Genomic DNA, 24,498 nt, shown 5'->3' with positions numbered 1-24,498 from the left:
AGGCATTGCATCTGTCTTCAGATTACACACCGCCTTCCCGGATAAATCCGGTCCTACAATTCGCAAAAAACGAGGTGAATCAAACCACTTCGAGGCGAATCTTGTGCTGGGCAAGCAATTGCTGCAGGGCCGGCACAGGTGCCTGATCGGTTACCAGGCAATCGATCAGGGTGATAGGGCCGAGCCGTACCATGGCGTTGCGCCCGAACTTGCTGGAGTCCGCAGCCAGCAGCACTTGTCTGGCATTGGCAATGATTGCCTGGGAAACCCTGACTTCCTGATAATCGAAATCCAGCAGGCTGCCGTCCTCGTCGATACCGCTGATCCCGACCAGAGCGAAATCGACCTTGAACTGGGTGATGAAATCCACACTGGCCTGACCGACCACGCCACCGTCGCGGCGCACGTTGCCGCCCGCCAGCAGCACCTCGAAATCATCCTTGCCGCTCAGGATCGAAGCCACATGCAGGTTGTTGGTGATGATTTTCAGGTTGTTGTGATTGAGCAGGGCGCGGGCGATGGATTCGGTGGTGGTGCCGATATTGATGAACAGAGAAGCGTTGTCCGGGATCTGTGCGGCGATGGCTTCGGCGATCCGTTGTTTCTCGTCACGCATCTGGTCCGCACGCATGGCGTAGGCGGTGTTCTCGATGCTCGAGTCATAGGCTGCGCCACCGTGGTAGCGACGCAGCAGGTTCATTTCCGCAAGTTGATTGATATCACGGCGGATGGTTTGTGGGGTCACGACGAACAGCGTCGCCATTTCCTCGATGCTGACATAACCGCGTTCGCGGACCAGTTCGAGGATCTGTTGCTGGCGGGGAGGCAGGTTCATTGTTTTTCCTTGGGCGCCCTCTGCAAATGGCGCCCATGATGCCGTAGCCGGGCCTTGGCTGTCAGCTTCAATAATCCTGCCCCCGTTCTGCTTACTCTTCGTTTTCGTGCGGTTCCCAGTCACGAGTACGCTCTACGGCTTTCTTCCAGCCAGCGTAAAGCTTCTCTTTTTCTGCCTCGTCGCACTGTGGCGCGAACTCGCGCTCGATCACTGCCTTGTTGCGCAACTCGTCCAGACTGCTCCAGAAGCCAATCGCCAGACCAGCCAGGAACGCTGCGCCCAGAGCGGTGGTTTCGCGCATTTGCGGACGCTCGACCTGAGTGCCGAGGATGTCGGCCTGGAATTGCATGAGGAAGTTGTTGGCCACCGCGCCGCCGTCGACACGCAGTGACTTGAGGCGTTCGCCGGAGTCCTGTTGCATGGCGTCCAGGACGTCACGGGTCTGGTAGGCGATGGATTCCAGTGCTGCGCGGATGATGTGATCGACTTTCACGCCACGGGTCAGGCCGAACAGGGCGCCACGGGCATACGGGTCCCAGTAGGGTGCGCCCAGACCGGTAAAGGCCGGGACCAGATAGACGCCGTTGCTGTTCTTGACCTTGTTGGCGAAGTACTCGGTGTCCAGCGCGTCGTTGACGATTTTCAGTTCGTCACGCAGCCACTGCACAGTGGAGCCGCCGTTGAACACCGCGCCTTCCAGTGCATAAGCCACTTCGCCCCGCGGGCCGCAACCGATTGTGGTCAGCATGCCGTGTGCCGATTTGACGGCTTTCTTGCCAGTGTTCATCAGCAGGAAGCAGCCGGTGCCATAGGTATTTTTCGCCTGGCCCGGTTCTACGCACATTTGACCGAACAGTGCAGCCTGCTGGTCGCCCGCGATGCCTGCAATCGGAATCCCGCTTTTGCTGTGGCCGTAGACTTCCGAAGAGGCCTTGACCTCGGGCAGCATTTCGCGAGGGATATCCAGCACATCAAGCATGCGCTGGTCCCATTCCAGGGTGTGGATGTTGAACAGCATGGTGCGTGACGCGTTGGTGTAGTCGGTGACGTGAATCTTGCCGCCAGTAAATTTCCAGATCAGCCAGCTGTCGATGGTGCCGAACATCAGCTCGCCCTTGCGTGCGCGCTCGCGGCTGCCTTCGACGTTATCCAGAATCCACTTGAGCTTGGTGCCGGAGAAGTAGGGGTCGGTGACCAGGCCGGTGGTGTCCTTGATGTATTCCTCAAGGCCGTCACGCTTGAGCTGCTGGCAGATTTCGGTGCTGCGGCGGCATTGCCAGACGATGGCGTTGTAGATCGGGCGACCTGTGTCCTTTTCCCAGACCACGGTGGTTTCACGCTGGTTGGTGATACCGATGGCTGCGATCTGGTTATGGTGCAGATCAGCCTGGGCCAATGCCTTGGTCATGCAGGCGGTCTGGGTGGCGAAGATTTCCATAGGGTCATGCTCGACCCAGCCAGCCTGAGGGTAATGCTGGACGAATTCGCTTTGGGCGGTGCTCACCACGTTGGCGTTGCGGTCGAAAATGATCGCACGGGAACTGGTGGTGCCCTGGTCAAGGGCAATGATGTAGTTCTTGTTCTGAGAGTCTGTCATTTCGATTGCCTTGCGTTATTGGGGGTATTCAAGCGGAAGTCTGTGCTTTGCCGCGAAGGGCTTCAGGAGCCTGTTCAACGGCGACGGCGCTGGGCAGATGACGAGCGATAAGCCCGCGATAGCCGGCAGCACCCAGGCAGGCACCCAGAATCGGTGCAAAGATCGGAACCAGGAAATACGGTATGTCACGCCCACCGGTGAACGCTATCTCATCCCAGCCTGCAAGGAATGTCATCAGTTTAGGGCCGAAATCCCGTGCCGGGTTCATGGCGAAGCCGGTCAGCGGCCCCATGGATGCTCCGATCACGGCAACCAGCAAGCCGACCAGCAAAGGCGCCATCGCACCACGTGGCAGACCGTTGCTGTCATCGCCCAAGGCCATGATCACACCCATCAGGACGGCGGTGATCACGACCTCGACCAGAAACGCCTGGCCTACGGAAATGGACGGGTTAGGGTAGGTGGAAAACACTGACGCCAGTTCGAGGCTCTGCACGCTGCCACGAACCATGTTGTGAGCATGTTCAAATTCGAAGAACAGGCTGATGTAAAGCAGATAGACCAGACCCGCGCCACAAAAGGCTCCTGCCACTTGAGCGCTTATATAGAAGGGGAGTTTTCTCTTTTCAAAGCCTGCAAAGAGGCTGAGAGCGATGCTGACAGCGGGGTTGAGGTGAGCACCCGAAACACCGGCACTGACATAGATAGCCATGCTGACGGCCAGGCCCCAGATGATGCAGATTTCCCACAAGCCAAATGTAGCACCTGCGACCTTGAGCGCTGCAACGCATCCCGTGCCGAAGAAAATCATCAGAGCGGTGCCAAGGAATTCGGCCAGACACTGGCCGCGTAGCGTCGGTTGTTGCATGGACATGGTCATATGAACCTCATTTTTTGTTTTTTGCGGCTTCGTATGCAAAGCACCGATGCTCATCATCTGCCGTCTCGGGAAAACCCCATTCCCGGACGGTTTTACGAATCTTGTTGAAAAATAAATTTCAAAAATTTTCGTAAACGAAAAAATATAGACAAGAAACAAACCTGTCAAAGGTTGAAAGTGAACCATTGACGATATTTTCTGACAGCTAAATTTGAAATTTCTCCATCCTGTGTAGGAAATATTTTTTTGATTTTAAACGGCCATTACTCAGTAGTGTGCCTTGAGATAGGGCTTTTGCATCGTATTTCGCCTAAAGTAGAAGCCGCCCTGAGTGACCTGGAGTGTCCTGATGACCCCCGCGCTGGATTTATTGAAGACAGTTCGCGCCGAACACCGGATTCACAGTTACGAACATGATCCGAAAGCTGCGTCTTATGGGCTGGAGGCGGCCGAGAAACTGGGCCTCGAACCGGCACGGGTGTTCAAGACCCTGCTCGCGAGCACGGAAAAGGGGGAGTTGCTGGTGGCCGTTGTACCGGTTGCCGGAACCCTGGACCTCAAGGCTCTGGCCAGTGCGGCCGCTGCGAAGAAAACCGAGATGGCCGACCCGGCTGCGGCTCAGCGGGCAACCGGTTATCTGTTGGGCGGGATCAGCCCCTTGGGACAGAAGAAGCGTCTGCGCACCTTCATCGACCAGAGCGCCCAGCCTTTCGAGACGATCTACGTCAGTGCGGGGCGGCGTGGGTTGGAGGTGGAGTTGTCGGCGGCGGTGCTGGCGGAACATACCCGTGCAGAGTTTGCAGCGATCGGAAGGGAGTAGTTTGCTTCTTCAGCCCTCTACAAAACCGAATTCGCTGCAACACTTCCCGCCGCCGGGAACAACACCAGATGTTCGGTGGCAACCCGAATCCCGACCTCTTCCCCCGTCATGTGATCGGCATGGCCGGGGAAGATGGCTTCAAGCTGGCTGCCCGTCGGCAATTGCAGGCGATACAGGGTTGAAGCGCCCTGGAATGTCCTGCCAACTACTCGTGCCTTAAGGTCGCTGTCTGCGGCATAGACAATATCGTCCGGACGCAGAAGAACATCGACAGCACTGCCGCTGACACCCGGATAGGCACGATTGCCGCTCAGCACGCCGAGTTCGGTCTGCACCGACTGCGGATCGATCAACTGCCCGCGAATGAAATAGCCTTGTCCGATGAAACTGGCCACGAAAGGTGTCTGCGGTTCGTGATACAGGTTGTAGGGCGTATCCCATTGCTCAAGCCGGCCTTCCTTGAATACACCCACATGATCGCTGACCGCAAAGGCCTCTTCCTGATCGTGTGTCACCAGGATTGCACTGGTGCCACGAGCCTTGAGAATGTCGCGCACTTCATGGCTCAGGCGTCGGCGCAACTCGCCATCAAGGTTGGAAAACGGCTCATCCAGCAACAAGAGTTGCGGATCTGGCGCCAACGCACGGGCGAGGGCGACCCGCTGTTGCTGTCCGCCGGACAGCTCATGGGGATACCGCTTGCCCAGTGAGCCCAGGTTGACCAGCTCCAACAGTTCGTCGACTACCTGATTCAGGCGAGGATGTTTGCGGATACCGAAAGCGATGTTCTGCGCCACGCTCAGATGCGGGAACAGCGCGTAATCCTGAAACACCATGCCGATCCGGCGTTTCTCCGGTGCCAGGGTCCAGCCGGGTCGGGAAATGACTTCACCGGCCAGGGTGATCTCGCCGGCATGGATCGGCTCAAACCCGGCAATGGCCCGCAGGGTCGTGGTCTTGCCGCATCCCGAAGAGCCCAGCAGACAGCCGATGTCTCCGGCGTTGAGGTGCAGGTTGAGGTCCTGCACCACACGTTGATCCTGATAGCCGCAGGCAAGGTTGCGCAGATTCAGCAGCAGGGTATGGCTCATTTTGGCTGATAGGACGGCGCGACCAGAAACTCCAGCAGGGCTTTCTGGGCATGCAGACGGTTTTCAGCCTGATCCCAGGCGACCGAGCGTTCATCGTCCAGCAGGTCGACGCTGATTTCTTCACCACGATGCGCGGGCAGGCAATGCATGAACAACACGTCTTCGGCAGCCAGGTCGAGCAAGGCACGGGTGACCTGGAAGGGCGCGAACAGCGCGATGCGCTTGGCGGTTTCTTCTTCCTGGCCCATGGAGGTCCAGACATCGGTGCTGACCAGATGCGCGCCTGCAACCGCTTCCTTCGGATCACGGGTGACGGTCACGCGATCACCGGCCAGTGCCAGGAACTCGGGGTTGGGTTCGTAGCCGGAAGGGCAGGCGACACGCAACTGGAAGTCGAACTGTATGGCCGCTTCTATATAACTGTTGCACATGTTGTTGCCGTCACCGATCCAGGCCACGGTCTTGCCCTTGATCGAGCCGCGGTGCTCCAAGAAGGTCTGCATGTCTGCCAGCAACTGGCATGGGTGCAGGTCGTCGGAGAGCCCGTTGATCACAGGGACGCGGGAATTGGCGGCGAATTCGGTCAGATTGCTGTGGGCAAAAGTCCGGATCATCACGGCATCGAGCATGCGCGACATGACCTTTGCGCTGTCGGCAATCGGCTCGCCACGGCCCAATTGGGTGTCGCGATGGGACAGAAAGATGGCCTGGCCACCCAGCTGGATCATGCCCGCTTCAAAGGAAAGACGGGTACGTGTCGAGGATTTCTCGAAGATCATCCCCAGCACTCGATTTTTCAGTGGTTCAAAAAGCACGCCGCGATTTCGCAGGTCTTTAAGCTCTACGCCACGACGGATCAGGCCCAGAAGCTCATCTGGGGTGTAATCCATCATCGAGAGAAAGTGCCTGGCGCTCATTATTAACTACCTTTTTTGCAACAGACCGCAGGTTCCGAAAGCCGGGTTTTATCGAGAAAACGGCATGACCTGAGGCGAAAGCCGCACGGGGGCGACGAATAAGGAAGGCGCGATAGTATAAAAAAATGTCGCGTCTTACCAATAGCATGCTTACTTAAGAGATAACGAAGTCCGTAACCGCAAAGGCGCTGGTTGAAACAGCCCTGTGGCCGACCCGCTGATTGCAGAAGGCAGCATTTGTACACTGACCAAACAGTGCTTGGCAATTGATGCCGATACTGTAAAAGTCCGGTCTTGTGCGTCTGTGCTTATGCGACGCGCTTCACGGCGTTGAAAAGTTGCCCGTTTCCTTAACAGCGTGCGTGAGTTATAAAGAGTTACAAGTAACTGCTCAATTCAATCGAGGGGCTGGGAATGGACTCAAAGGAACGACAACTAACGGAGCTGCTTGGGTTGACCGCTCGTACCCTGACACACCTCACCGCTTCGATGACGTCGATGTCCTTTGAGTTGTTGCGCAGTGAAGACGAAGTCACGCGGGCAGCCGGTCGTCGCATGATCGACCGCATGGCGACCATCAGCTCGGGCCTCGACGATCACTGGCGCCTGATCGGTGAACTGACCGGGGTGCATGTCGCTCAGGAACAGATCGAAACCGTTACGGAAATCCAGTTGCAGCGCAAGGTCGTGACCCCTATCGGCAACTGATCGCCCAAGCCATCTGCCCGCCTGATGGCTCGCGATTCACGAGACGAACGTCTCTGGCGTGCTCACCGCTAACGCTCCATATTCTTGTCAATGCAATCACTCTGACTGCCATGACAAGAATATGAGGCTGGGATGATCAGGACCGAGCACCACCGCGCTTGCCACCTGTGCGAGGCCATCTGCGGCCTCACTATCGAAACCACCGCATCCCCGGATACGGCCCCGGTCATTACCTCGATCAAGGGCGACCCTCTCGACAGTTTCAGTCGCGGTCACATCTGCCCCAAGGCCGTGGCCCTGCAGGATATCCAGAACGATCCCGACCGTTTGCGCCAGCCCATGCAACGTGTGGGCAATCAATGGCAGCCGATCGAATGGCAGGATGCTTTCGAGCTGGTCGCCGAGCGTCTGTTTGCCATTCAGCAGCAATACGGGCAGAACGCGGTCGCGGTCTATCAAGGCAACCCCAGCGTGCACAACTATGGGCTGACGACCCACAGCAACTATTTTCTGGGCCTGCTCAAAACCCGCAATCGCTATTCGGCCACTTCAGTGGATCAACTGCCTCATCACCTCACCAGTTTCCTGATGTATGGCCACGGCTTGCTGCTGCCCATTCCCGATATCGATCACACGGACTTCATGCTGATCCTGGGCGGCAACCCGCTGGCTTCCAATGGCAGCATCATGACGGTGCCGGATGTCGAGAAGCGCCTTAAGGCGATTCAGAAACGTGGTGGCAGAGTGGTGGTGGTCGACCCACGGCGTAGCGAGACAGCGGCCATTGCCGATCAACATGTGTTTGTCCGGCCTGGCGGCGATGCAGCATTGCTTTTCGGTCTGCTCAATACCCTGTTCGAGGAAGGCCTGACTCGGGAGAGTCATCTGCCTATCGATGGCCTGGATCAGGTTCGGGAAGCGATCATGACCCTGAACGCCGAGGCCATGAGCCCGCGTTGTGGTATTCCCGCCGAACAGATTCGCCAGTTGGCCCGGGATTTCGCTGCTGCCGACAAGGCTGTTTGCTATGGCCGCATGGGCATCTCCACTCAGGCCTTTGGAACGCTGTGTCACTGGCTGGTGCAATTGATCAATCTGGTCACCGGCAACCTGGATCGGGTGGGCGGTACCTTGTGTACCGAGCCAGCCGTGGATCTGGTCAGCTCGACCTCGGGCGGGCATTTCAACCTGTGGCAGAGCCGGGTTTCCGGCTTGCCCGAATATGGCGGCGAGTTGCCGGTTTCGGCGCTGGCAGAAGAGATGCTGACCGAAGGGGAAGGGCAGATACGCGCTCTGGTCACGGTTGCAGGCAACCCGGTATTGTCCACGCCCAATGGTCGCCAGCTGGAAAAAGCGCTGGACGGGCTGGACTTCATGCTCAGCATCGATCTGTATATCAATGAAACCACCCGCTATGCCGATCTGATCCTGCCTTCGACTTCAGCGCTGGAAAACGATCACTACGACACGACATTTAACCTTCTGGCGGTGCGTAACGTTACCCGGTTCAATCGGGCGATCTTTGCCAAGCCCGAAGGCGCCTTGCATGACTGGGAAATCTTCGTCGGGCTGGCCAGGGCCTTTGCGGCCAAGGCTCAAAAGGAACTGAAACCGACCATGGCGCCGGCCTCAATGATTGATCATGGCTTGCGCAAGGGGCTGTATGGCGAGGCATCGGAACATGCCTTGTCGATCGAAGCGCTGGGCAACCATCCTCACGGGCTTGATCTGGGGCCATTGAAGTCCAACCTGACACCGCGCCTGAAAACCGCCAGCGGGCGCATCCAGGCGGCACCTGACGTGATCCTGGCCGACCTGCAGCGCTTTATTGACTCGCCAGCGCCACAGGCCGGGGAATTGCTGCTGATCGGGCGCAGGCATGTGCGCAGCAATAACTCATGGATGCATAACTATCATCGCCTGGTGAAGGGCAAGCCTCGTCATCAGTTGCTGATGCATCCCGATGACCTGGCCAGCCGAGGCCTGAGCGACGGGCAGCAGGTCAGGGTCGATTCGCGGGTCGGGATGATCGAGGTTCAGGTGCTGGGCAGCGCAGAAATGATGCCCGGCGTAGTCAGCCTGCCCCATGGTTGGGGGCATTCCCGTACCGGTGTGCGTATGGAAATCGCTCAGGCTCAGCCGGGTGTGAGTGCCAATGACCTGACCGACGAGCGACAGCTCGATGCGTTGTCCGGCAATGCCGTGCTCAATGGCGTGCCTGTGCAGGTGAGCGCCTGTTGAGTTCAAGACTGAGCGTCTGGCTCGGGATTCCGTTACAATGCGCCACCGTGCCGACAACTGAGTCGGAAAGTTCAGCCGAGGTGCTCCATGGATATCATCGAAACGATCAAAGAGCAGATTGCCAACAACACCATTCTGCTTTACATGAAAGGCGCTCCGAATGCCCCGCAGTGCGGTTTTTCGGCCAAAGCTTCCCAGGCCTTGATGGCATGCGGCGAAAAATTCGCCTATGTCGACATTTTGCAGAACCCGGAAATCCGCGCCAACCTGCCTAAATACGCCAACTGGCCAACCTTCCCGCAACTGTGGGTTGCCGGTGAGCTGGTCGGCGGCAGCGACATCATCGCCGAAATGCATCAGAACGGTGAATTGCAGCCACTGCTCAAGCAAGCGGCTGAAAGCGCGAAGTCGTAATTGCAGGCGCAGCGAATTCATTCGCGAATGAATTCGCTCCTGCCAAGACCGTGATAAACAAAAAGCCCCGCTCTCGTCAGAGGCGGGGCTTTTTGTCGGTCGCTGAAAAGGCTTAATCGCCCATCTGCGACTGCAGGTAGTTTTCGATACCGACTTTCTCGATCAGGCCCAGTTGGGTTTCCAGCCAGTCGATGTGCTCTTCCTCGGATTCGAGGATGTCTTCCAGCAGTTCGCGGCTGCCAAAGTCGCCAACGGTTTCAAAGTGCGCAATCGCAGCCTTGAGGTCAGCCAGGCCTTTCTTTTCGATCTTCAGGTCGCACTCAAGCATTTCCTTGGTGTGCTCGCCGATCAGGATCTTGCCCAGCTCTTGCAGGTTAGGCAGACCTTCGAGGAACAGGATGCGCTTGATGAGCTTGTCAGCGTGCTTCATCTCGTCGATGGACTCGCGATACTCATGAGCGCCCAGCTTTTTCAGACCCCAATCTTCGTACATGCGTGCATGCAGGAAGTACTGATTGATCGCGACCAGCTCGTTTCCGAGGATCTTGTTGAGATGCTGGATGACTGTAATGTCGCCTTTCATGTTCGAGGTCCTGCCAATGGCTTGTGTATATAAAGCGCGAGTTTGAGCTGCACTTAGAAGCCTGTCAAACCTAAGTTATTGAATACTAAGTGAAATTAAATAAGAATAAGAATGTTTGAGTTCCGCATCTTGACGCTAAGCACTTGAATTACAGACATAAAAAAACCGGACACAAGGTCCGGTTCTTTGAAATAGGGTGAATCAGGCGGCTGAAAATTCTGCTGGATACGCCAGCGATGCCTGACTGCTTTGCAGTTCTGTCAGGGTTTCACGCACCACTTCCTTTGCCAGGCAGGCGCATTTACCGCATTTGCTGGCAACACCCAGCGTTTCGCGCACTTCACGATAACTGCAGCAGCCTTCGAGGATTGCATCCCGGATCTGGCCGTCAGTGACACCTTGGCAAAGACAAACATACATAAGTCGGTAACCGTCGCTGGTTATTGCTTTGTGCGGACGAGGTTAATCTTAATGAGAATGCTTGTCAAAACTGTTTTGGATACGCTTTCCCGACTCCGATGAGCGGTCGTTAAAACACCGGTATAAAAAAACCGGCACAAGGCCGGTTTATTCATGAAGCATGTACTTCAGTCGTCGTACTCTTCCCAGCCGCCCATTTCTTTCCAGCGGTTGACGATGCCACAGAACAGCTCAGCGGTCTTTTCGGTGTCATAGCGAGCCGAGTGGGCCTCGCGTCCGTCGAAGTCCATGCCGGCAGCCTGACAGGCCTTTGCAAGCACTGTCTGACCATAGGCCAGGCCCGCGAGGGTTGCGGTGTCGAAGCTGGAGAAAGGATGAAACGGGTTACGTTTCATGTCCAGGCGAGCGACGGCAGCGTTCAGGAAGCCCAGGTCGAAGCTGGCGTTGTGGCCGACCAGCACGGCGCGTTTGCAGCCGTTGGCCTTGAGCGCCTTGCGCACGCCGCGGAAGATATCGGTCAGCGCGGTTTCTTCGCTGACCGCCATGCGCAGCGGGTGATCGAGCTTGATACCGGTGAACTCGAGTGCAGCCGCTTCGATATTGGCGCCCTCGAACGGTTCTACACGGAAGAAGTAGGTGTGCTCCGGGAACACGAAGCCTTTTTCATCCATGCCGATGGTGACGGCAGCAATTTCCAGCAGAGCATCGGTCGCCGCATTGAAACCACCGGTTTCCACGTCGATGACCACAGGCAGGTAACCGCGAAAACGGGCTGCCATCGGGTGACGAGAGCCGCCACCGCCGTGACCGTCGTGTTCGTCGTCGTAATGATCTTCACTCACGCATTTTCCTCCAGCAGGCGCCAGCGCAGTTTTTCTCCGGCGCGCAGCGGGATTACGCTCAGCTCGCCAAACGGCAGGCTGGCAGGGGCTGTCCACTCGTCACGTACCAGCGTGATGGTGTCCTGGTTGGCTGGCAGGCCATAGAAGGCCGGGCCGTGGAGGCTGGCAAAGCCTTCCAGCTTGTCCAGCGCATTACGCTGCTCGAAAGCCTCGGCATACAGCTCGATAGCGGCGTAGGCGGTGTAGCAACCGGCGCAACCGCAGGCGGCTTCCTTGGCATGCTGGGCATGAGGTGCCGAGTCTGTACCCAGGAAGAACTTGCCGTTGCCGCTGGTCGCGGCATCCAGCAGGGCAGTCTGGTGCGTGTTGCGCTTGAGGATCGGCAGGCAGTAGAAATGCGGCCTGATTCCGCCCACCAGCATGTGGTTGCGGTTATAAAGCAGGTGATGCGCAGTGATGGTCGCTGCAACGTTGGCCGAGGCCTCGTTGACGAACTGCACCGCTTCACCGGTGGTGATGTGCTCGAATACCACTTTCAGGGTCGGGAAGCGCTCGACCACACGACGCAGGTGCTCGTCGATGAAGATTTTCTCGCGATCGAAGACATCGATCTCGCCGCGGGTCACTTCGCCATGGACCAGCAGCAGCATGCCGACTTCGGCCATGGCTTCCAGTACATGGAAAATCTTGTCGATGCTGGTAACGCCAGAATCGGAGTTGGTGGTCGCACCGGCCGGATACAGCTTGGCCGCATGGACGTAGCCGCTGGCCTTGGCCGTGCGAATGTCCTCGGGCGTGGTCTGGTCGGTGAGATAAAGCACCATCAGCGGCTCGAAGCGGCTGCCGGCCGGGCGAGCAGCCAGAATGCGCTGGCGATAGGCATCGGCTTGCTGCGCATTGCGTACTGGTGGCACAAGGTTGGGCATGATGATTGCGCGGCCAAAAGTGCGCGCAACGTCAGCAACGGTGTGAGGCAAAACAGCTCCGTCACGGAGGTGGATGTGCCAGTCATCGGGACGCAGAAGGGTCAGGCGGTCAGACATTGGGGATTCCAGGCGGGTCAAACTCGCTGGGAATGCTACCGGAAAAGACTCTCTCAGGCACTCGCTATCAAGTTTTGTAGGAAGTTACCGATAGCCCGACGTAAGAAGCACTTTTGTTTCGCGTCATTTTTATAAGTGGAGCCTCCCGTGCGCCAGCTATATCTCGCCTTGCTCAGCGTATTTGCCAGCCTCCCCGCGATGGCTGTCAGTTTCCAGACCCGTCTGGAGAGTATCGAGTGGAAGGTCGAAGGGGATCAGTTCGAGTGTCGTCTGAGCCAGCCGATCACTGACTTCGGTGTCGGTGAGTTCGTGCGCCGTGCCGGTGAGCAGGCGACATTCCGGCTCAAGCCGTCCTACAACATGCTGGGCAATGGCTCGGCCACTCTGTTGGCTGCGGCTGCACCCTGGCAGCCGGGGCGTGGCGATATCAACCTGGGCTCGGTTCGGGTCAGCAATGGCGAGATTCCTTTCAACAGCTCCGAAGCACAGGCCGGACGCCTGATCAGCGGCTTGATGGAAGGCCGTACTCCGCTCATCCGCCACAGTACCCGTGACGGCGGCGGTCCGATGGAGATACGCCTGTTGCCGGTCAGGTTCAGCAAGGCGTTCAGCGACTATCAGTTGTGCACGACCAAACTGCTGCCCATGAATTTCGATCAGATCAAGCAGGCTGAAGTGGGCTTCCCCGGCGGTGGCATCGAACTGGACGCCAAGGCGAAGGCGCGTCTGGACAACATGATTGCGTATCTTCGTGCCGACCCGACGGTCAACCATATCGAACTGGACGGCCATTCGGACAACAGCGGCAACCGCCTGACCAACCGCGACCTGTCCCGCCGTCGTGCGCTGGCCGTGATGGACTATCTGAAAGCCCAGGGTGTTCCCGAGCAACAGATTACCCTGCGTTTTCATGGCGAACGTTATCCGCTGGCGCCCAACACCAATGATGCCAACCGGGCGCGCAACCGTCGGGTGAATGTGCATCTGGAGCGTGTCGCTCCCGAAGAAAAGCCGGTTCCAGTCGCTTCTTCCGCCAGCGCTGCCCGTACGTCGTAACGCTCTTTTCCCCTCACGAGGCGGACATAACCTGTCGCCTCGTCGTCACAAGCTGTCGCGCCCCTGTAAATTTGCTGGTTTGGACGGTAGAATCAACGGTTTTCCGTACAACCCGGTGGAGTGATGGCATGGCGGACGTAAACAAGGTAGTTCTCGCGTATTCCGGTGGCCTGGATACTTCGGTCATTCTGAAGTGGCTGCAAGATACGTATAACTGCGAAGTGGTGACCTTTACCGCTGACCTGGGTCAGGGTGAAGAGGTCGAGCCGGCACGTGCCAAGGCTCAGGCCATGGGCGTGAAAGAAATCTACATCGACGATCTGCGTGAAGAATTCGTACGTGATTTCGTGTTCCCGATGTTCCGCGCCAACACCGTCTACGAAGGCGAGTACCTGCTGGGTACTTCCATCGCTCGTCCGCTGATCGCCAAACGCCTGATCGAAATCGCCAACGAAACCGGCGCTGACGCCATTTCTCACGGCGCCACCGGTAAAGGTAACGACCAGGTTCGTTTCGAACTGGGCGCCTACGCCCTCAAGCCAGGCGTCAAAGTGATTGCCCCGTGGCGTGAGTGGGATCTGCTGTCGCGTGAAAAGCTGATGGATTATGCCGAGAAGCATGCAATCCCGATCGAGCGCCATGGCAAGAAAAAATCCCCGTACTCCATGGATGCCAACCTGCTGCACATCTCCTATGAAGGTGGCGTGCTGGAAGACACCTGGACCGAGCACGAAGAAGACATGTGGCGCTGGACCAAGTCTCCTGAAGACGCGCCAAACGTGCCGACCTACCTTGAGCTGACCTATCGCAATGGCGATATCGTTGCTCTGGATGGCGTCGAAATGTCGCCTGCCACCGTACTGGCCACCTTGAACCGCATCGGCGGCGAGAACGGCATCGGTCGTCTGGACATCGTCGAAAACCGTTATGTGGGCATGAAGTCCCGTGGCTGCTACGAGACGCCTGGCGGCACCATCATGCTGCGCGCTCACCGCGCCATCGAGTCGATCACCCTGGATCGCGAAGTCGCTCACCTCAAGGATGAGCTGATGGCCAAGTACGCCAGCCTGATCTACACCGGCTACTGGTGGAGCCCTGAGCGTCTGATGCTGCAACAGATGATCGATGCATCCCAGGCTCATGTGAACGGTGTCGTGCGCCTGAAGCTGTACAAGGGCAATGTGATCGTCACTGGCCGCAAGTCCGACGAGTCGCTGTTCGACGCCAACATTGCCACCTTTGAAGAAGATGGCGGTGCGTACAACCAGGCGGACGCTGCCGGCTTCATCAAGCTCAATGCCTTGCGCATGCGCATCGCTGCGAACAAGGGCCGCAAGTTCTTCTGAACCCGGTCTGATGTCTGAAATGCAGCCCTCGGGCTGCATTTTTTTGCAGTGCGCAATGCACTGTCATGCTTTCCTGATCCCCGATCCTTGCGTATCGATATTTCTCGCCCGAGCTTTTGAGGCCGGTGCTGAGCGTTTGCGCGTGGGCATCTGAAAGGACGCTGAATCGGGAGGAGCGTTGCGGGTCTTGCCGGGACGCTGTCGTGAAGGGCATTGCGGGGCAGGTGAGCGGTATCGACACGAAGTCCAGTCGATACCGCGTCGGGTTATCTGTTGGAATAAGCGTATTCAGGGTGTATCACTGTCCCTCTTCTGCTTGAATTCAAAACGGTAGGCTTTGCCGATATTCCAGACTTGTCGCACACTGAGATCAAGTATCTGTGCAATCTCCGGTGCGGTGTAACCGAGACTGGAATAATGCATGGCATGACCGGCCACCACATCATCAATATCCGTCGTATCATAGTGGGGTTCTTTATTGACCTCTCTTATTGGGCGACTGAATTTTATCTTTACATCATTCTCCAGTGCCAGTTGGCGAATTTCTTTTTTGTTCATTCTCAATGAGTATTGCAAGGCGGAAACTCCAGCGCCTTTGGCAACCAGACTTCTGAGTAACTCCAGTTTTGAACTCTTTTCAAGTTCGGCATCCAGTGGTGTTGTATCTTCTGCCACCGAGAGCACGGTGGATTCTGCTGTTTCACCATCGGGTATCACGGCAATCACACCTCCTTGCGCAACAAACTGTTCGACCGCCGCCGTCAGATCAAGGGGCGTTATATTTTTTGAGGATGAGTGAGAAGTTTTGTTGTTCATGGTATATCCCTTTTTGAACATGGTTATACGCATGGCCAATTCAAAAGAATTGTCAGGCCCGCTTCGGGCTTGTCAAAGGGAGGGTGTTCCTGATCGGCCATGTTCATGTTGCCCGAATCCTTTCGACTCTCTTGATAAGCCGAGTCCATATAAAGCAATGTTATTCATGGCGTCATTAAAATGACGTCGGTTGTTGAGTCGCTCCAATCTAACTGCGCATAATTGTTGGCAGAAAGTAATGAGTTCGTTGTTAAAAAAGTAACGACTGGTAATAGAATTTGCAAGTGAAAAAACGGTGCACTACATGAAATGACTTAGTGGGTTTGAAGTGGTCTTACATGCTGCTATCTACCGTCTGCTAGTTGTGTAGTACGTTTCCTCTTTACGGTGGCAGGGATGGAAGCGGAATGAAATATAGTATTAGCTACTTGTCGAATGAGCCATTCGCAGAGATGAAGTGTGCAAGGCGCCCCAGGGAAAGGCATGAAACTCGACTGTGGGGAGTATTTATGTATCACTTTTATCGTCGTGATAGCGTAAAGTCAGTATCTTGAATAGTTCTCACGGAATATCGGGTGGGTGGAAGTTGTGGGTGTTGTTATGTAGGAATATTCCGAGTCTTTCGTGGTCTTGGTCTTTTCGCCGGGTTGCGTATAAGAAAGATGTATTTATGTGTGTATTTTTTAAACGTTATGCTGGTATATAACTTCAAGAGAAAACTCCTGAAAACACTCATTATGGCTCTTGTCTTCTGACGTGTACCCGGACGGGCCAGTCAGTCGATACCCTGATCATGAAGCCTGATGTCATTGAGCCCGTATTCGAGAAAGTATCTGCCAGCAGTGTTTGCATCCTTAGTTATTTTCGTTTCAGGTATGGAAGTAGTGGCAAGGAGCTATGGTCATGGCATCTGACCGGATAATTACAATTATCAAGGCGGCGTAACCATGGAGGCGATTCGATGTTCATCGGCTATTGTCCGTTTGGACTTCAGAGGCAAAGGACTAATGCTTGACGTTATGGCAATAATTGTTTTACCTGAGTTGCGATGCTCTATCTCAGCACTCCAGACGGTAATAATTTCAGCGAAATCCGAAGGGGAGGCTCTATGAAAAATATAAAAAATAGTTCGTTAATAGCGAAATTTGTAGGAATTTTCTGTTGTATGTGTGGGAACGGTCTTTGGCTGTTAGTCCTCGAGGGTGAGCGTCATGCAAAGCACTAAACGACTAAGCTATTGTGCTGACTCTGAAAATTCGAATAGCGAAAATTGGACTGCCCATGAATAAAGTGCTGATCGTGGATGATCATCCTGTCATTCGCCTTGCTGTACGCATGCTGATGGAGCGCCATGGCTATGAGGTCATTGCGGAGACGGACAATGGAGTGGATGCGTTGCAACTGGCTCGTGAACACCTGCCGGATATCGTCATCCTGGATATAGGAATTCCCAAGCTCGATGGCCTGGAAGTCATTGCCCGTCTGTCTGCCATGACCTTGCCATTCAAGGTGCTGATTCTGACGTCGCAGGCACCTGGCCATTTTTCAATGCGATGCATGCAGGCGGGAGCGGCGGGTTATGTCTGCAAGCAACAGGACCTGACCGAATTGCTGAGCGCCATCAAGGCGGTGTTGTCGGGGTACAGTTACTTCCCCAACCAGGCCCTGCATACCGTTCGTTCGAGCATGGGGAATGCCAGTGAGGCCGATATGGTCGACCGCCTCTCGGGGCGCGAGATGATGGTGCTGCAACAGCTGGCCAGAGGGAAAACCAACAAGGAAATTGCCGACGGCATGTTCCTGAGCAATAAAACCGTCAGTACCTACAAGACGCGGCTGCTGCTCAAGCTCAATGCGCACTCACTAGTCGATCTGATCGAACTCGCCCAGCGTAACGGGTTGGTCTGACAGTCATGCCGGGAAAGCATCCTGCAGGCCTGCGCAGTATCGATCAGGCAAACCGATGTGAAAGCCTCTCCCGATGAGAGGCTTTGAGATCAGGTCTTGCAAGGGGGCGCCTAGAGGTCGAAGTCGTAATCGGCCAGTTGTTTCTGCAAGCGCCGCTCTTCCAGCATGTTATCGATGGTGCGTCGCTTGCTCAGGTTGGTTTTGGCAGGCTCGACCGGTGGTTGCTCGCTTTCGTCCGAATCGACAGCGATGAAATCGTCTTCTACGTCCAATTGCTCTTTGCCGGTACTCATGAAAGTGACTCCAGGCTTTGGCTGTCGTTGGCGCACCTTATATCGATAATCCTGATGCTGGTAAAAAAGATTTTTTCAATCGATTGAGCACTGGCCTTTCTATCGCTCAATCGTCCGAGGTCTTTTCCTTGTAATCGCACAGATCCTCGATCCGGCAACTGCCGCAGCGTGGCTTGCGCGCCTGGCATACATAACGTCCATGCAGAATCAGCCAGTGGTGGGCATCTAGCAGGTAGTTTTTGGGGACAAACTTCATGAGCTGCTTTTCCACTTCAACCACGTTCTTGCCCGGCGCGATGCCTGTGCGATTGCTGACGCGGAAAATATGCGTGTCGACTGCCATGGCTACCTGACGAAAAGCCGTGTTGAGCACGACATTGGCGGTTTTGCGGCCCACGCCCGGCAATGCTTCCAGAGCTTCACGGGTTTCTGGTACCTCGCTGTTGTGCCGTTCCATCAGCAGCCGGCAGGTTTCAATGACGTTTTTGGCCTTGCTGTTATAGAGCCCGATGGTCTTGATGTACTCGGACAGCCCTTCGACACCCAGTTCGTAAATGGCTTGCGGCGTATTGGCGACCGGATACAGTTTTGCCGTGGCCTTGTTGACGCTGACATCGGTCGCCTGCGCTGACAGGATCACCGATATCAACAACTCGAACGGTGTGGTGTAAGCCAGCTCGGTTTTAGGATCGGGATTGTCTTCGTGGAGCCTGCGGAAGATTTCCTGACGTTTTGCGGCATTCATGAAAAGGGTATTTCCTTGGAAGGTGTCGGCCTGGTCAAGGCGTTGTATGCGGCAAGCAGAAGGCCCAGAAGAATGAAGCTACCGGGTGCCAGAATTGCCATGTGCAAGGCTGGAGCCGGCAGGCTAATGTGCCACTGGATTGCAGAATTGCCAAACAGCCAGTGGGCATTGCTCAGGATTGTCCCGTTGCCCAGCAGTTCGCGCACGAACCCCAGGGCGAGCATCAGTGAGGCGTATCCGCTCAGTGCATATCTGCCGAGCTGTACGGTCTGGATCTGCATGCAATGAATGGCCATCAAGGGCAGATAGATTCCCAGGGCCTGATGCAGGTCGGGTGTTTGAAGCTGTAGGCCCGTTTCTGCGCAGGTGACCAGCGTGGCAGCAATCAGGGTGCTGGCAAGCCACTTCTGGCTGGCATCCAGCAACGGCGCAAGCACCTGCAACAAGGCTCTGTGCAAGGTCGCGATCACGGTGAAGATCAGCAGGAAGGCCAGCGCCTTGATCAGCGAGTCCGTGGCGCCAATCAGCGGTACGAGCAGAATCAGGCAGGGCATGGGCCGTTTCATGGTTGCGTCCCCACAAGCACGGCCTTGTTCCCGTCGAAATAGCGCAAGGTGTTCTGGATGGCAGCGACAACTGCTCTGGACGTGATGGTAGCTCCGGCGATCTGGTCGAAGGTCCCGTCGTTCAGCGATTTGCCCGAGAGCCCCTGCAACCACTGAGGTTCGGTCACGATGCGCGCCCCCATGCCCGGTGTCTCGTGCTGTTCAAGCACTTTGGTCCCCAGCAACCTGCCTTCAACCGATACGCCCACCAGCAACTCCACGGGGCCGGCATAACCCTGGCCCTGGCTATGAAAGATCACAGCGCAAGGTTTGCCCTCGCGGCTGGCGAGAAAGGCAGCGCGCACCGAGGAATCGCCAGTGGGCAACTTCAATGGATGACGCAATGGCTGATTGTCGTAGCTGCCAACCGGCAGGACACTCGACCACTCCCGGTCACGGGCTTCTTCCATTGCCGCCTGAACATGCGGTGCTGCAGCCTGTTGCAGCGTGATGCTGACACCGAGCCCCAGCCCGGCGATGGCGACAATAACGACCACACCAAGGGGTTTCATAATGCCGCTTCCCTTGATGAGCGCATGGCCAGCCGCTCCAGTGCCGGTACAGCCAGATTCATCAGCAGCACCGCGAAGGCCACACCATCCGGATAGCCGCCCCAGGTGCGTATCACGTAAGTCATCAACCCGATACCGACCCCGAACAGCAGGCGTGCTCTTGGGCTTGAGGGGCCTGATACCGGCTCCGTGGCGATAAAGAAGGCGCCCAGCATCGTGGCACCGGTCAGCAGGTGAAAGGCGGGAGAGCCATTGGTGTCCGACCCTGAGCCGTTCCAGCACAGCAGGCTGATCACGAACAGGCTGGCGAGCATGCCCACCGGTGCATGCCAGCTAATGATCCGCTTTTGCAGCAACAATGCACCGCCTGCAAAAAAGGCCAGGTTCACCCATTCAATGCCGCGACCGCCCATGCCTCCAAATGCGGGATGACTGGCGAACAGCTCGTCGATGGTCAGGTGGGTGTTGATGCGCAGCACATCCAGAGCCGTGGCCTGGGACCATACATCCGGTTTCGGACCTGTGCTGAAGCCGAAGATCTGTTGCAGGCCGCCCATCAGGTTCAGGCCATGGATGGCAGGCCAGTGATTCATCTGCGACGTAAAGCACACCAGCACAAAGGCATAACCGAGCATGGCCGGATTGAACGGGTTCTTGCCGACGCCGCCATACAGGTGCTTGCCAAAAACCATCGCGAAGCCGCTGGCCAGGACTGTCAGCCACCAAGGCGAGTAAGGTGGCAAGGCGAGGGCGAGCAGGGTGGCACTGACCAGTGCGCTGCCGTCCATCAAGCCTGGTCGCGCAGATTGCCCGCGTAATCGAAGGCCGGCGAACTCCACGAGCAGTGCCGTGCCGGCGGCCAGCAGCCAGGTGATCAGCACTCCCCACCCATACAACCACAGCAGCGTCAGCGCGCCGGGCACTACTGCCAGCAGGACAGTGCCCATGGCTTTTTGCAGGTGCTCAGGCGTTTGCATCGGCCAGTGCCGCTTCGGCTGCGTTCAATGTCATTTCAGCGTTTTGCAGTTCTGTGCCGAGGGCTGCGAGCTGTTCTGGGGGCGCGTCTGCCGCTTCGGCTTTCTTCAGGGCGGAGCGAGCCATGGCCAACTGGATCTTGGCGCGTTTTACCCCGCTGTTGTCGGCCTTGGCCACGGGCTGCCTGGGTTGCCCTGTTGCTGCAGCAAGCAGTTTTTCCAGCGCCTGTTCGGCGTCCTCGAATTCCCGTTGCAGCTCCACCAGTCGTGCAGCCTGCTCAGCGATAGGCGGATGACCAAACGCCTTGAGGGATTTGTTCAGTTGCGCACGGCTCATGGCCAGGGTGATGCGGGCTTTTTTCAGCGCCTCTTCTTCCACGGCGGGCTTGTCGGCGCGACTGCGCTCGATGACCGAGGCGCTGACCGGTAACGGCTTTTGCGCCCGAGCCTGACGCTCTGCCAGGCGCTGCTCCTGTTCGCGACGCAACCTTGCATTGCGCGCCTCGAAGCGATAGCGGGCATGGTTGCGCTTCTGTGCGCGGGCCTGAAGTTGCTCGGTGCTCGACGCAAGGCCGCCGACAATCGGCGTAACGCTTGCCAGGGGCAATGGATGCATCTCGATACAGTCCACCGGGCAGGGGGCTACGCACAGGTCGCAGCCCGTGCATTCGTCGATGATGACCGTGTGCATCTGCTTCGCGGCGCCGACAATGGCATCCACCGGACAGGCCTGGATGCACTTGGTGCAGCCGATGCATTCCGCCTCACGAATGAACGCGACCTGGGCAGGCGCCGAGCCACGTTCGGTATCCAGCGGCAAAGCGGGGATCCGCAGCAACTGCGAGAGTTGCGCAATGGTTTCCTCGCCGCCGGGCGGGCACTTGTTGATGGCTTCGCCACTGGCAATGCCTTCGGCGTAAGGCTTGCAACCGGGATGCCCACATTTGCCGCATTGGGTCTGTGGCAGCAGGGCGTCGATGCGTTGTATCAGGTTCATGCCGTGACCAGCCCGTTGAAGCCCATAAAGGCGAGTCCCATGAGGCCGACGCTGATCAACTGGATCGGCAGCCCGCGAAACGGTTGTGGAATATTGGCCGAGCGTAGCCGTTGTCCAAGATCATCCAGCAGGCTCAATACCAGCCAGAAACCCAGGCCGGCACCCAGAGCCAGTGTCAGCAGATGCCTAAAGCCCTGATCAGGTTCGATACCGAGCAGCACCACACCAGCCAGGCCCGTATTGGCCAGCAGCAGAGGCCGCAAGCCGTCGAAGTCCAGCCGGGGTAACAGTCTATTGAGCACCGTCAGGCCGGGATTCAGTAAGGACACAATCACCGGCAGAACCACGAACAGCCTCAGGTAACCCAGATTCAAGGGCTTCAATGCGTAATGCAGGATCAGATAACTGACAAAGCTACTCGCCAGCATCAAGCAGCAGGTAGCGATACCCAATGCATGCAGGCGATGCCGTGGCAGCGTGTGCGCTTCCCTCAGGGAATCGGCACCCAGCGGTTGCTGCAACACGAAGTTGTTGATCAGGGCAGCGCTCAGGAGTGTGTAAATGAAATCGGTCATGATCTTGCCGGGTGGCGAACAGGCTGATGAGCCTTTTAAAAGTAGACATTATCCGGCAAGAAGGTGGCGGACATACAAAGGCCCGATAGCCGCACACATGTGGCTATCGGGCCTTGGTTCACATCACTTGATGCGCTGGCCTGGCTTGGCGCCGCTGTCGGGGCTCAGCAGGTAGATTTCTTCGCCACCAGGGCCTGCCGCCATCACCATGCCTTCGGAAATGCCGAAACGCATTTTCCGTGGCTTGAGGTTGGCGATCATCATGGTCAGGCGACCTTCCAGTTTGCTCGGGTCCGGGTAGGCGCTCTTGATGCCTGAGAACACGTTGCGCTGTTCGTCACCGATATCCAGAGTCAGACGCAGCAGCTTGTCGGCGCCTTCCACGTGCTCGGCCTTGAGGATCAGTGCAACCCGCAGGTCGACAGCGGCGAAGGTATCGAAATCGATTTCCGCCGACAGCGGATCCTTGGTCAGTTCGCCATTGCCTGTTGGCGCAGCATCGGTAGAGCTGGCGGCCAGGTCTTCTTTGGAGGCAGCAGTCATGGCTTCCACCTTGGCCGGGTCGATGCGGGTCATCAGCGCCGAGAACGGATTGAGCTGGTGGTTGGCCAGCAGCGTCTTGTGATCGTCCCAGGTCAGCGGTGCGACGTTGAGGAATTTCTCTGCGTCGGCTGCCAGCCGCGGCAGAACCGGCTTGAGCAGAATCACCAGTTGGCGGAACAGGTTGATACCCAGGGCGCATACGGCCTGGACTTCATCCTGCTTGCCTTCCTGTTTGGCCAGCGACCACGGAGCCTTGTCGGCGATGTAGGCGTTGGCACGGTCGGCCAGAGCCATGGTTTCACGCATGGCGCGGGCGAAGTCGCGAGCCTCGTAGGCTTCGGCGATGCCCGGCGCAGCCGCCAGGAAAGCGTCGGTCAGTTCCGGTGCGGCATTAGTCTCGACCAGAACGCCGCCGTTGCCCTTGTGAATGAAACCTGCGCAACGGCTGGCAATATTCACCACTTTGCCGATCAGGTCGGAGTTGACCTTCTGCACGAAGTCTTCGAGGTTCAGGTCCAGGTCATCGACGCCACGGCCCAGCTTCGCCGCGTAGTAGTAACGCAGATACTCGGGCGACAGGTGTTCAAGGTAGGTGCGCGCCTTGATGAAGGTGCCACGCGACTTGGACATTTTCTGCCCGTTCACGGTCAGGTAGCCGTGGACATTGATGCCGGTCGGCTTGCGCAGGCCGGCGCCTTCGAGCATGGCTGGCCAGAACAGGGCGTGGAAGTTGACGATGTCCTTGCCGATGAAGTGGTACAGCTCGGTGGTGGAGTCCTTGGCCCAGTAGGCATCGAAGTCCAGGTCCGGGCGACGTGCGCACAGGTTCTTGAAGCTGGCGATGTAGCCGATAGGCGCATCCAGCCAGACATAGAAGTATTTGCCCGGCTCGTCCGGGATCTCAAAACCGAAATACGGCGCGTCACGGGAGATGTCCCACTGCTGCAGGCCGCTGTCGAGCCATTCGGCGATCTTGTTGGCGACGGCGTCCTGCAGGGTGCCACTGCGGGTCCAGCTCTTGAGCATGTCCTCGAAGGCTGGCAGGTCGAAGAAGAAGTGCTTGGAATCCTTCAGGACAGGCGTTGCGCCGGAAATCGCCGATTTCGGGTCTTTCAGGTCAGTCGGCGCGTAGGTTGCGCCGCATTTTTCGCAGTTGTCGCCATACTGATCCTCGGTACCGCATTTCGGACAGGTGCCCTTGATAAAACGGTCGGCCAGGAACATTTTCTTTTCCGGGTCGAAATACTGAGTGATCGAGCGCGTGGCAATGTGCCCGGCATCCCGCAGGCGGGTGTAGATCATGCTCGACAGCTCACGGTTTTCTTCTGCGTGCGTCGAGTGGAAGTTGTCGAAGTCCACCAGGAACTCGGCAAAGTCGGCGCTGTGTTCAGCCTTTACGTTGTCGATCAGTTGTTCCGGGGTGATGCCTTCCTTTTCTGCGCGCAGCATGATGGCCGAGCCATGGGCGTCGTCAGCGCAGACGTAAGTGCACTGGTTGCCGCGATGCTTCTGGAAACGCACCCACATGTCGGTCTGGATGTACTCGAGCATGTGGCCAAGGTGAATGGAACCATTGGCATAGGGCAGGGCGCTGGTAACGAGAATCTTGCGTGGCTCGGACATGGGGCTCGGCTACTTGTACTGGAACGGAGGTCGGCCACTATAAAGGGCTGAGCGATTTTTTTCACCTTGCAACGGGCCCTCGCAGTGAAACCATGCCGGCCTTCCACATAACGG

At 57.1% G+C, this 24,498-nt stretch carries 25 protein-coding genes; 7 read left to right on the top strand and 18 right to left on the bottom strand.

All coding sequences use genetic code 11. The features are described 5' to 3' along the window. Positions 1-79: 79 nt before the first annotated feature. The 3 genes from CKW23_RS10750 to CKW23_RS10740 all read right to left on the bottom strand — a co-directional run bounded on the left by CKW23_RS10750 (position 80) and on the right by CKW23_RS10740 (position 3,312). Positions 80-835, bottom strand: coding sequence for a DeoR/GlpR family transcriptional regulator (locus tag CKW23_RS10750; RefSeq protein WP_025261506.1), 756 nt, complete (start codon positions 833-835; stop codon positions 80-82). A gap of 91 nt (positions 836-926) precedes the next feature. Further along, positions 927-2,432 carry a glycerol kinase GlpK gene (gene glpK, locus CKW23_RS10745; RefSeq protein WP_025261505.1) on the bottom strand — a complete coding sequence of 502 codons (1,506 nt, stop codon included), beginning with the start codon at positions 2,430-2,432 and terminating at the stop codon, positions 927-929. A 28-nt stretch (positions 2,433-2,460) separates the two neighbouring features. Next, positions 2,461-3,312, bottom strand: a complete 852-nt coding sequence (locus tag CKW23_RS10740; RefSeq protein WP_095067543.1) for an MIP/aquaporin family protein — start codon at positions 3,310-3,312, stop codon at positions 2,461-2,463. Positions 3,313-3,661: 349 nt separating this feature from the next. Between CKW23_RS10740 and ybaK the strand changes: the two genes are divergently transcribed. Beyond that, complete coding sequence (gene ybaK / locus CKW23_RS10735) at positions 3,662-4,132, top strand: Cys-tRNA(Pro) deacylase (RefSeq protein WP_025261503.1); 471 nt, start codon at positions 3,662-3,664, stop codon at positions 4,130-4,132. A 17-nt stretch (positions 4,133-4,149) separates the two neighbouring features. Here ybaK and CKW23_RS10730 read toward each other — a convergent pair whose 3' ends face one another. Then, positions 4,150-5,223, bottom strand: a complete 1,074-nt coding sequence (locus CKW23_RS10730) for an ABC transporter ATP-binding protein (RefSeq protein ID WP_025261502.1) — start codon at positions 5,221-5,223, stop codon at positions 4,150-4,152. After that, entirely contained in the window at positions 5,220-6,140 is a 921-nt protein-coding gene (argF, locus tag CKW23_RS10725) for an ornithine carbamoyltransferase (protein WP_025261501.1), read from the bottom strand. Before argF ends, CKW23_RS10730 begins: the two co-directional genes overlap by 4 nt. Before the next feature lie 414 nt (positions 6,141-6,554). On the opposite strand from argF, the gene CKW23_RS10720 reads away from it, so the two are divergent. The 3 genes from CKW23_RS10720 to grxD all read left to right on the top strand — a co-directional run bounded on the left by CKW23_RS10720 (position 6,555) and on the right by grxD (position 9,503). Continuing rightward, complete coding sequence (locus CKW23_RS10720) at positions 6,555-6,848, top strand: hypothetical protein (protein ID WP_025261500.1); 294 nt, start codon at positions 6,555-6,557, stop codon at positions 6,846-6,848. A 132-nt stretch (positions 6,849-6,980) separates the two neighbouring features. Next, positions 6,981-9,089, top strand: coding sequence for a molybdopterin oxidoreductase family protein (locus CKW23_RS10715; RefSeq protein ID WP_025261499.1), 2,109 nt, complete (start codon positions 6,981-6,983; stop codon positions 9,087-9,089). An 87-nt stretch (positions 9,090-9,176) separates the two neighbouring features. Next, positions 9,177-9,503, top strand: a complete 327-nt coding sequence (gene grxD / locus CKW23_RS10710; RefSeq protein ID WP_025261498.1) for a Grx4 family monothiol glutaredoxin — start codon at positions 9,177-9,179, stop codon at positions 9,501-9,503. A 112-nt stretch (positions 9,504-9,615) separates the two neighbouring features. Here grxD and bfr read toward each other — a convergent pair whose 3' ends face one another. The 4 genes from bfr to pyrC all read right to left on the bottom strand — a co-directional run bounded on the left by bfr (position 9,616) and on the right by pyrC (position 12,391). Continuing rightward, positions 9,616-10,086: a bacterioferritin gene (gene bfr, locus CKW23_RS10705; RefSeq protein ID WP_025261497.1), complete on the bottom strand. Its 471-nt coding sequence runs from the start codon at positions 10,084-10,086 to the stop codon at positions 9,616-9,618. 201 nt (positions 10,087-10,287) lie between these two features. Beyond that, positions 10,288-10,506, bottom strand: coding sequence for a bacterioferritin-associated ferredoxin (locus tag CKW23_RS10700; RefSeq protein WP_025261496.1), 219 nt, complete (start codon positions 10,504-10,506; stop codon positions 10,288-10,290). A gap of 167 nt (positions 10,507-10,673) precedes the next feature. Further along, a complete protein-coding gene (gene rnt / locus CKW23_RS10695) occupies positions 10,674-11,348 on the bottom strand; it encodes a ribonuclease T (RefSeq protein WP_095067542.1) in 675 nt (224 codons plus the stop codon). Next, positions 11,345-12,391: a dihydroorotase gene (gene pyrC / locus CKW23_RS10690; RefSeq protein ID WP_095067541.1), complete on the bottom strand. Its 1,047-nt coding sequence runs from the start codon at positions 12,389-12,391 to the stop codon at positions 11,345-11,347. Before pyrC ends, rnt begins: the two co-directional genes overlap by 4 nt. A gap of 147 nt (positions 12,392-12,538) precedes the next feature. Here pyrC and CKW23_RS10685 point away from each other — a divergent pair, with 147 nt between their 5' ends. Further along, entirely contained in the window at positions 12,539-13,447 is a 909-nt protein-coding gene (locus CKW23_RS10685; protein WP_025261493.1) for an OmpA family protein, read from the top strand. A gap of 128 nt (positions 13,448-13,575) precedes the next feature. Continuing rightward, the gene (locus tag CKW23_RS10680; RefSeq protein ID WP_025261492.1) at positions 13,576-14,793 is read left to right on the top strand and encodes an argininosuccinate synthase; all 1,218 of its coding nucleotides are present in this window, start codon (positions 13,576-13,578) and stop codon (positions 14,791-14,793) included. A gap of 288 nt (positions 14,794-15,081) precedes the next feature. Here the strand turns inward: CKW23_RS10680 and CKW23_RS10675 are convergent, their stop codons facing one another. Next, positions 15,082-15,609 carry a hypothetical protein gene (locus tag CKW23_RS10675; protein ID WP_074568821.1) on the bottom strand — a complete coding sequence of 176 codons (528 nt, stop codon included), beginning with the start codon at positions 15,607-15,609 and terminating at the stop codon, positions 15,082-15,084. A 1,281-nt stretch (positions 15,610-16,890) separates the two neighbouring features. Here CKW23_RS10675 and CKW23_RS10670 point away from each other — a divergent pair. Beyond that, complete coding sequence (locus CKW23_RS10670) at positions 16,891-17,517, top strand: response regulator transcription factor (RefSeq protein ID WP_025261490.1); 627 nt, start codon at positions 16,891-16,893, stop codon at positions 17,515-17,517. 110 nt (positions 17,518-17,627) lie between these two features. Here CKW23_RS10670 and CKW23_RS10665 read toward each other — a convergent pair whose 3' ends face one another. From CKW23_RS10665 to metG, 8 genes are all read right to left on the bottom strand, one after another. Next, positions 17,628-17,810 (bottom strand): PA3496 family putative envelope integrity protein, encoded by a 183-nt coding sequence (locus tag CKW23_RS10665; RefSeq protein ID WP_025261489.1) that lies wholly within the window; start codon positions 17,808-17,810, stop codon positions 17,628-17,630. Between the two features lie 106 nt (positions 17,811-17,916). Continuing rightward, entirely contained in the window at positions 17,917-18,555 is a 639-nt protein-coding gene (gene nth / locus CKW23_RS10660) for an endonuclease III (RefSeq protein ID WP_025261488.1), read from the bottom strand. Continuing rightward, positions 18,552-19,121 carry an Rnf-Nqr domain containing protein gene (locus CKW23_RS10655; RefSeq protein ID WP_038400006.1) on the bottom strand — a complete coding sequence of 190 codons (570 nt, stop codon included), beginning with the start codon at positions 19,119-19,121 and terminating at the stop codon, positions 18,552-18,554. Before CKW23_RS10655 ends, nth begins: the two co-directional genes overlap by 4 nt. Further along, positions 19,118-19,672 (bottom strand): RnfABCDGE type electron transport complex subunit G, encoded by a 555-nt coding sequence (locus CKW23_RS10650; protein ID WP_038400004.1) that lies wholly within the window; start codon positions 19,670-19,672, stop codon positions 19,118-19,120. Before CKW23_RS10650 ends, CKW23_RS10655 begins: the two co-directional genes overlap by 4 nt. After that, positions 19,669-20,649 (bottom strand): RnfABCDGE type electron transport complex subunit D, encoded by a 981-nt coding sequence (locus tag CKW23_RS10645; protein ID WP_025261485.1) that lies wholly within the window; start codon positions 20,647-20,649, stop codon positions 19,669-19,671. Before CKW23_RS10645 ends, CKW23_RS10650 begins: the two co-directional genes overlap by 4 nt. After that, entirely contained in the window at positions 20,636-21,643 is a 1,008-nt protein-coding gene (gene rsxB / locus CKW23_RS10640) for an electron transport complex subunit RsxB (RefSeq protein ID WP_025261484.1), read from the bottom strand. Before rsxB ends, CKW23_RS10645 begins: the two co-directional genes overlap by 14 nt. Next, positions 21,640-22,218, bottom strand: coding sequence for an Rnf-Nqr domain containing protein (locus CKW23_RS10635; protein WP_025261483.1), 579 nt, complete (start codon positions 22,216-22,218; stop codon positions 21,640-21,642). The genes rsxB and CKW23_RS10635 overlap by 4 nt, the downstream gene beginning before the upstream one ends. A 123-nt stretch (positions 22,219-22,341) precedes the next feature. After that, positions 22,342-24,384: a methionine--tRNA ligase gene (gene metG / locus CKW23_RS10630; protein ID WP_095067540.1), complete on the bottom strand. Its 2,043-nt coding sequence runs from the start codon at positions 24,382-24,384 to the stop codon at positions 22,342-22,344. Between the last annotated feature and the right edge of the window lie 114 nt (positions 24,385-24,498).

The organism is Pseudomonas sp. Irchel 3A18, assembly GCF_900187465.1.
In the GTDB taxonomy this organism is placed as follows: domain Bacteria; phylum Pseudomonadota; class Gammaproteobacteria; order Pseudomonadales; family Pseudomonadaceae; genus Aquipseudomonas; species Aquipseudomonas cichorii.
Note: the sequence above shows the minus strand (reverse complement) of the source record. Positions and strands in the feature narration are given on the sequence as shown.

Coding starts and splice junctions, on each gene's coding strand:
- pyrC (WP_095067541.1), bottom strand. CDS start 12,391: ATGTCTGACCGCCTGACCCTTCTGCGTCCCGATGACTGGCACATCCAC.
- CKW23_RS10730 (WP_025261502.1), bottom strand. CDS start 5,223: ATGAGCCATACCCTGCTGCTGAATCTGCGCAACCTTGCCTGCGGCTAT.
- CKW23_RS10675 (WP_074568821.1), bottom strand. CDS start 15,609: ATGAACAACAAAACTTCTCACTCATCCTCAAAAAATATAACGCCCCTT.
- CKW23_RS10715 (WP_025261499.1), top strand. CDS start 6,981: ATGATCAGGACCGAGCACCACCGCGCTTGCCACCTGTGCGAGGCCATC.
- ybaK (WP_025261503.1), top strand. CDS start 3,662: ATGACCCCCGCGCTGGATTTATTGAAGACAGTTCGCGCCGAACACCGG.
- CKW23_RS10665 (WP_025261489.1), bottom strand. CDS start 17,810: ATGAGTACCGGCAAAGAGCAATTGGACGTAGAAGACGATTTCATCGCT.
- rsxB (WP_025261484.1), bottom strand. CDS start 21,643: ATGAACCTGATACAACGCATCGACGCCCTGCTGCCACAGACCCAATGC.
- CKW23_RS10650 (WP_038400004.1), bottom strand. CDS start 19,672: ATGAAACCCCTTGGTGTGGTCGTTATTGTCGCCATCGCCGGGCTGGGG.
- CKW23_RS10720 (WP_025261500.1), top strand. CDS start 6,555: ATGGACTCAAAGGAACGACAACTAACGGAGCTGCTTGGGTTGACCGCT.
- argF (WP_025261501.1), bottom strand. CDS start 6,140: ATGAGCGCCAGGCACTTTCTCTCGATGATGGATTACACCCCAGATGAG.
- CKW23_RS10670 (WP_025261490.1), top strand. CDS start 16,891: ATGAATAAAGTGCTGATCGTGGATGATCATCCTGTCATTCGCCTTGCT.
- bfr (WP_025261497.1), bottom strand. CDS start 10,086: ATGAAAGGCGACATTACAGTCATCCAGCATCTCAACAAGATCCTCGGA.
- CKW23_RS10750 (WP_025261506.1), bottom strand. CDS start 835: ATGAACCTGCCTCCCCGCCAGCAACAGATCCTCGAACTGGTCCGCGAA.
- CKW23_RS10655 (WP_038400006.1), bottom strand. CDS start 19,121: ATGAAACGGCCCATGCCCTGCCTGATTCTGCTCGTACCGCTGATTGGC.
- CKW23_RS10700 (WP_025261496.1), bottom strand. CDS start 10,506: ATGTATGTTTGTCTTTGCCAAGGTGTCACTGACGGCCAGATCCGGGAT.
- nth (WP_025261488.1), bottom strand. CDS start 18,555: ATGAATGCCGCAAAACGTCAGGAAATCTTCCGCAGGCTCCACGAAGAC.
- metG (WP_095067540.1), bottom strand. CDS start 24,384: ATGTCCGAGCCACGCAAGATTCTCGTTACCAGCGCCCTGCCCTATGCC.
- grxD (WP_025261498.1), top strand. CDS start 9,177: ATGGATATCATCGAAACGATCAAAGAGCAGATTGCCAACAACACCATT.
- CKW23_RS10740 (WP_095067543.1), bottom strand. CDS start 3,312: ATGACCATGTCCATGCAACAACCGACGCTACGCGGCCAGTGTCTGGCC.
- CKW23_RS10645 (WP_025261485.1), bottom strand. CDS start 20,649: ATGCAAACGCCTGAGCACCTGCAAAAAGCCATGGGCACTGTCCTGCTG.
- CKW23_RS10635 (WP_025261483.1), bottom strand. CDS start 22,218: ATGACCGATTTCATTTACACACTCCTGAGCGCTGCCCTGATCAACAAC.
- CKW23_RS10680 (WP_025261492.1), top strand. CDS start 13,576: ATGGCGGACGTAAACAAGGTAGTTCTCGCGTATTCCGGTGGCCTGGAT.
- glpK (WP_025261505.1), bottom strand. CDS start 2,432: ATGACAGACTCTCAGAACAAGAACTACATCATTGCCCTTGACCAGGGC.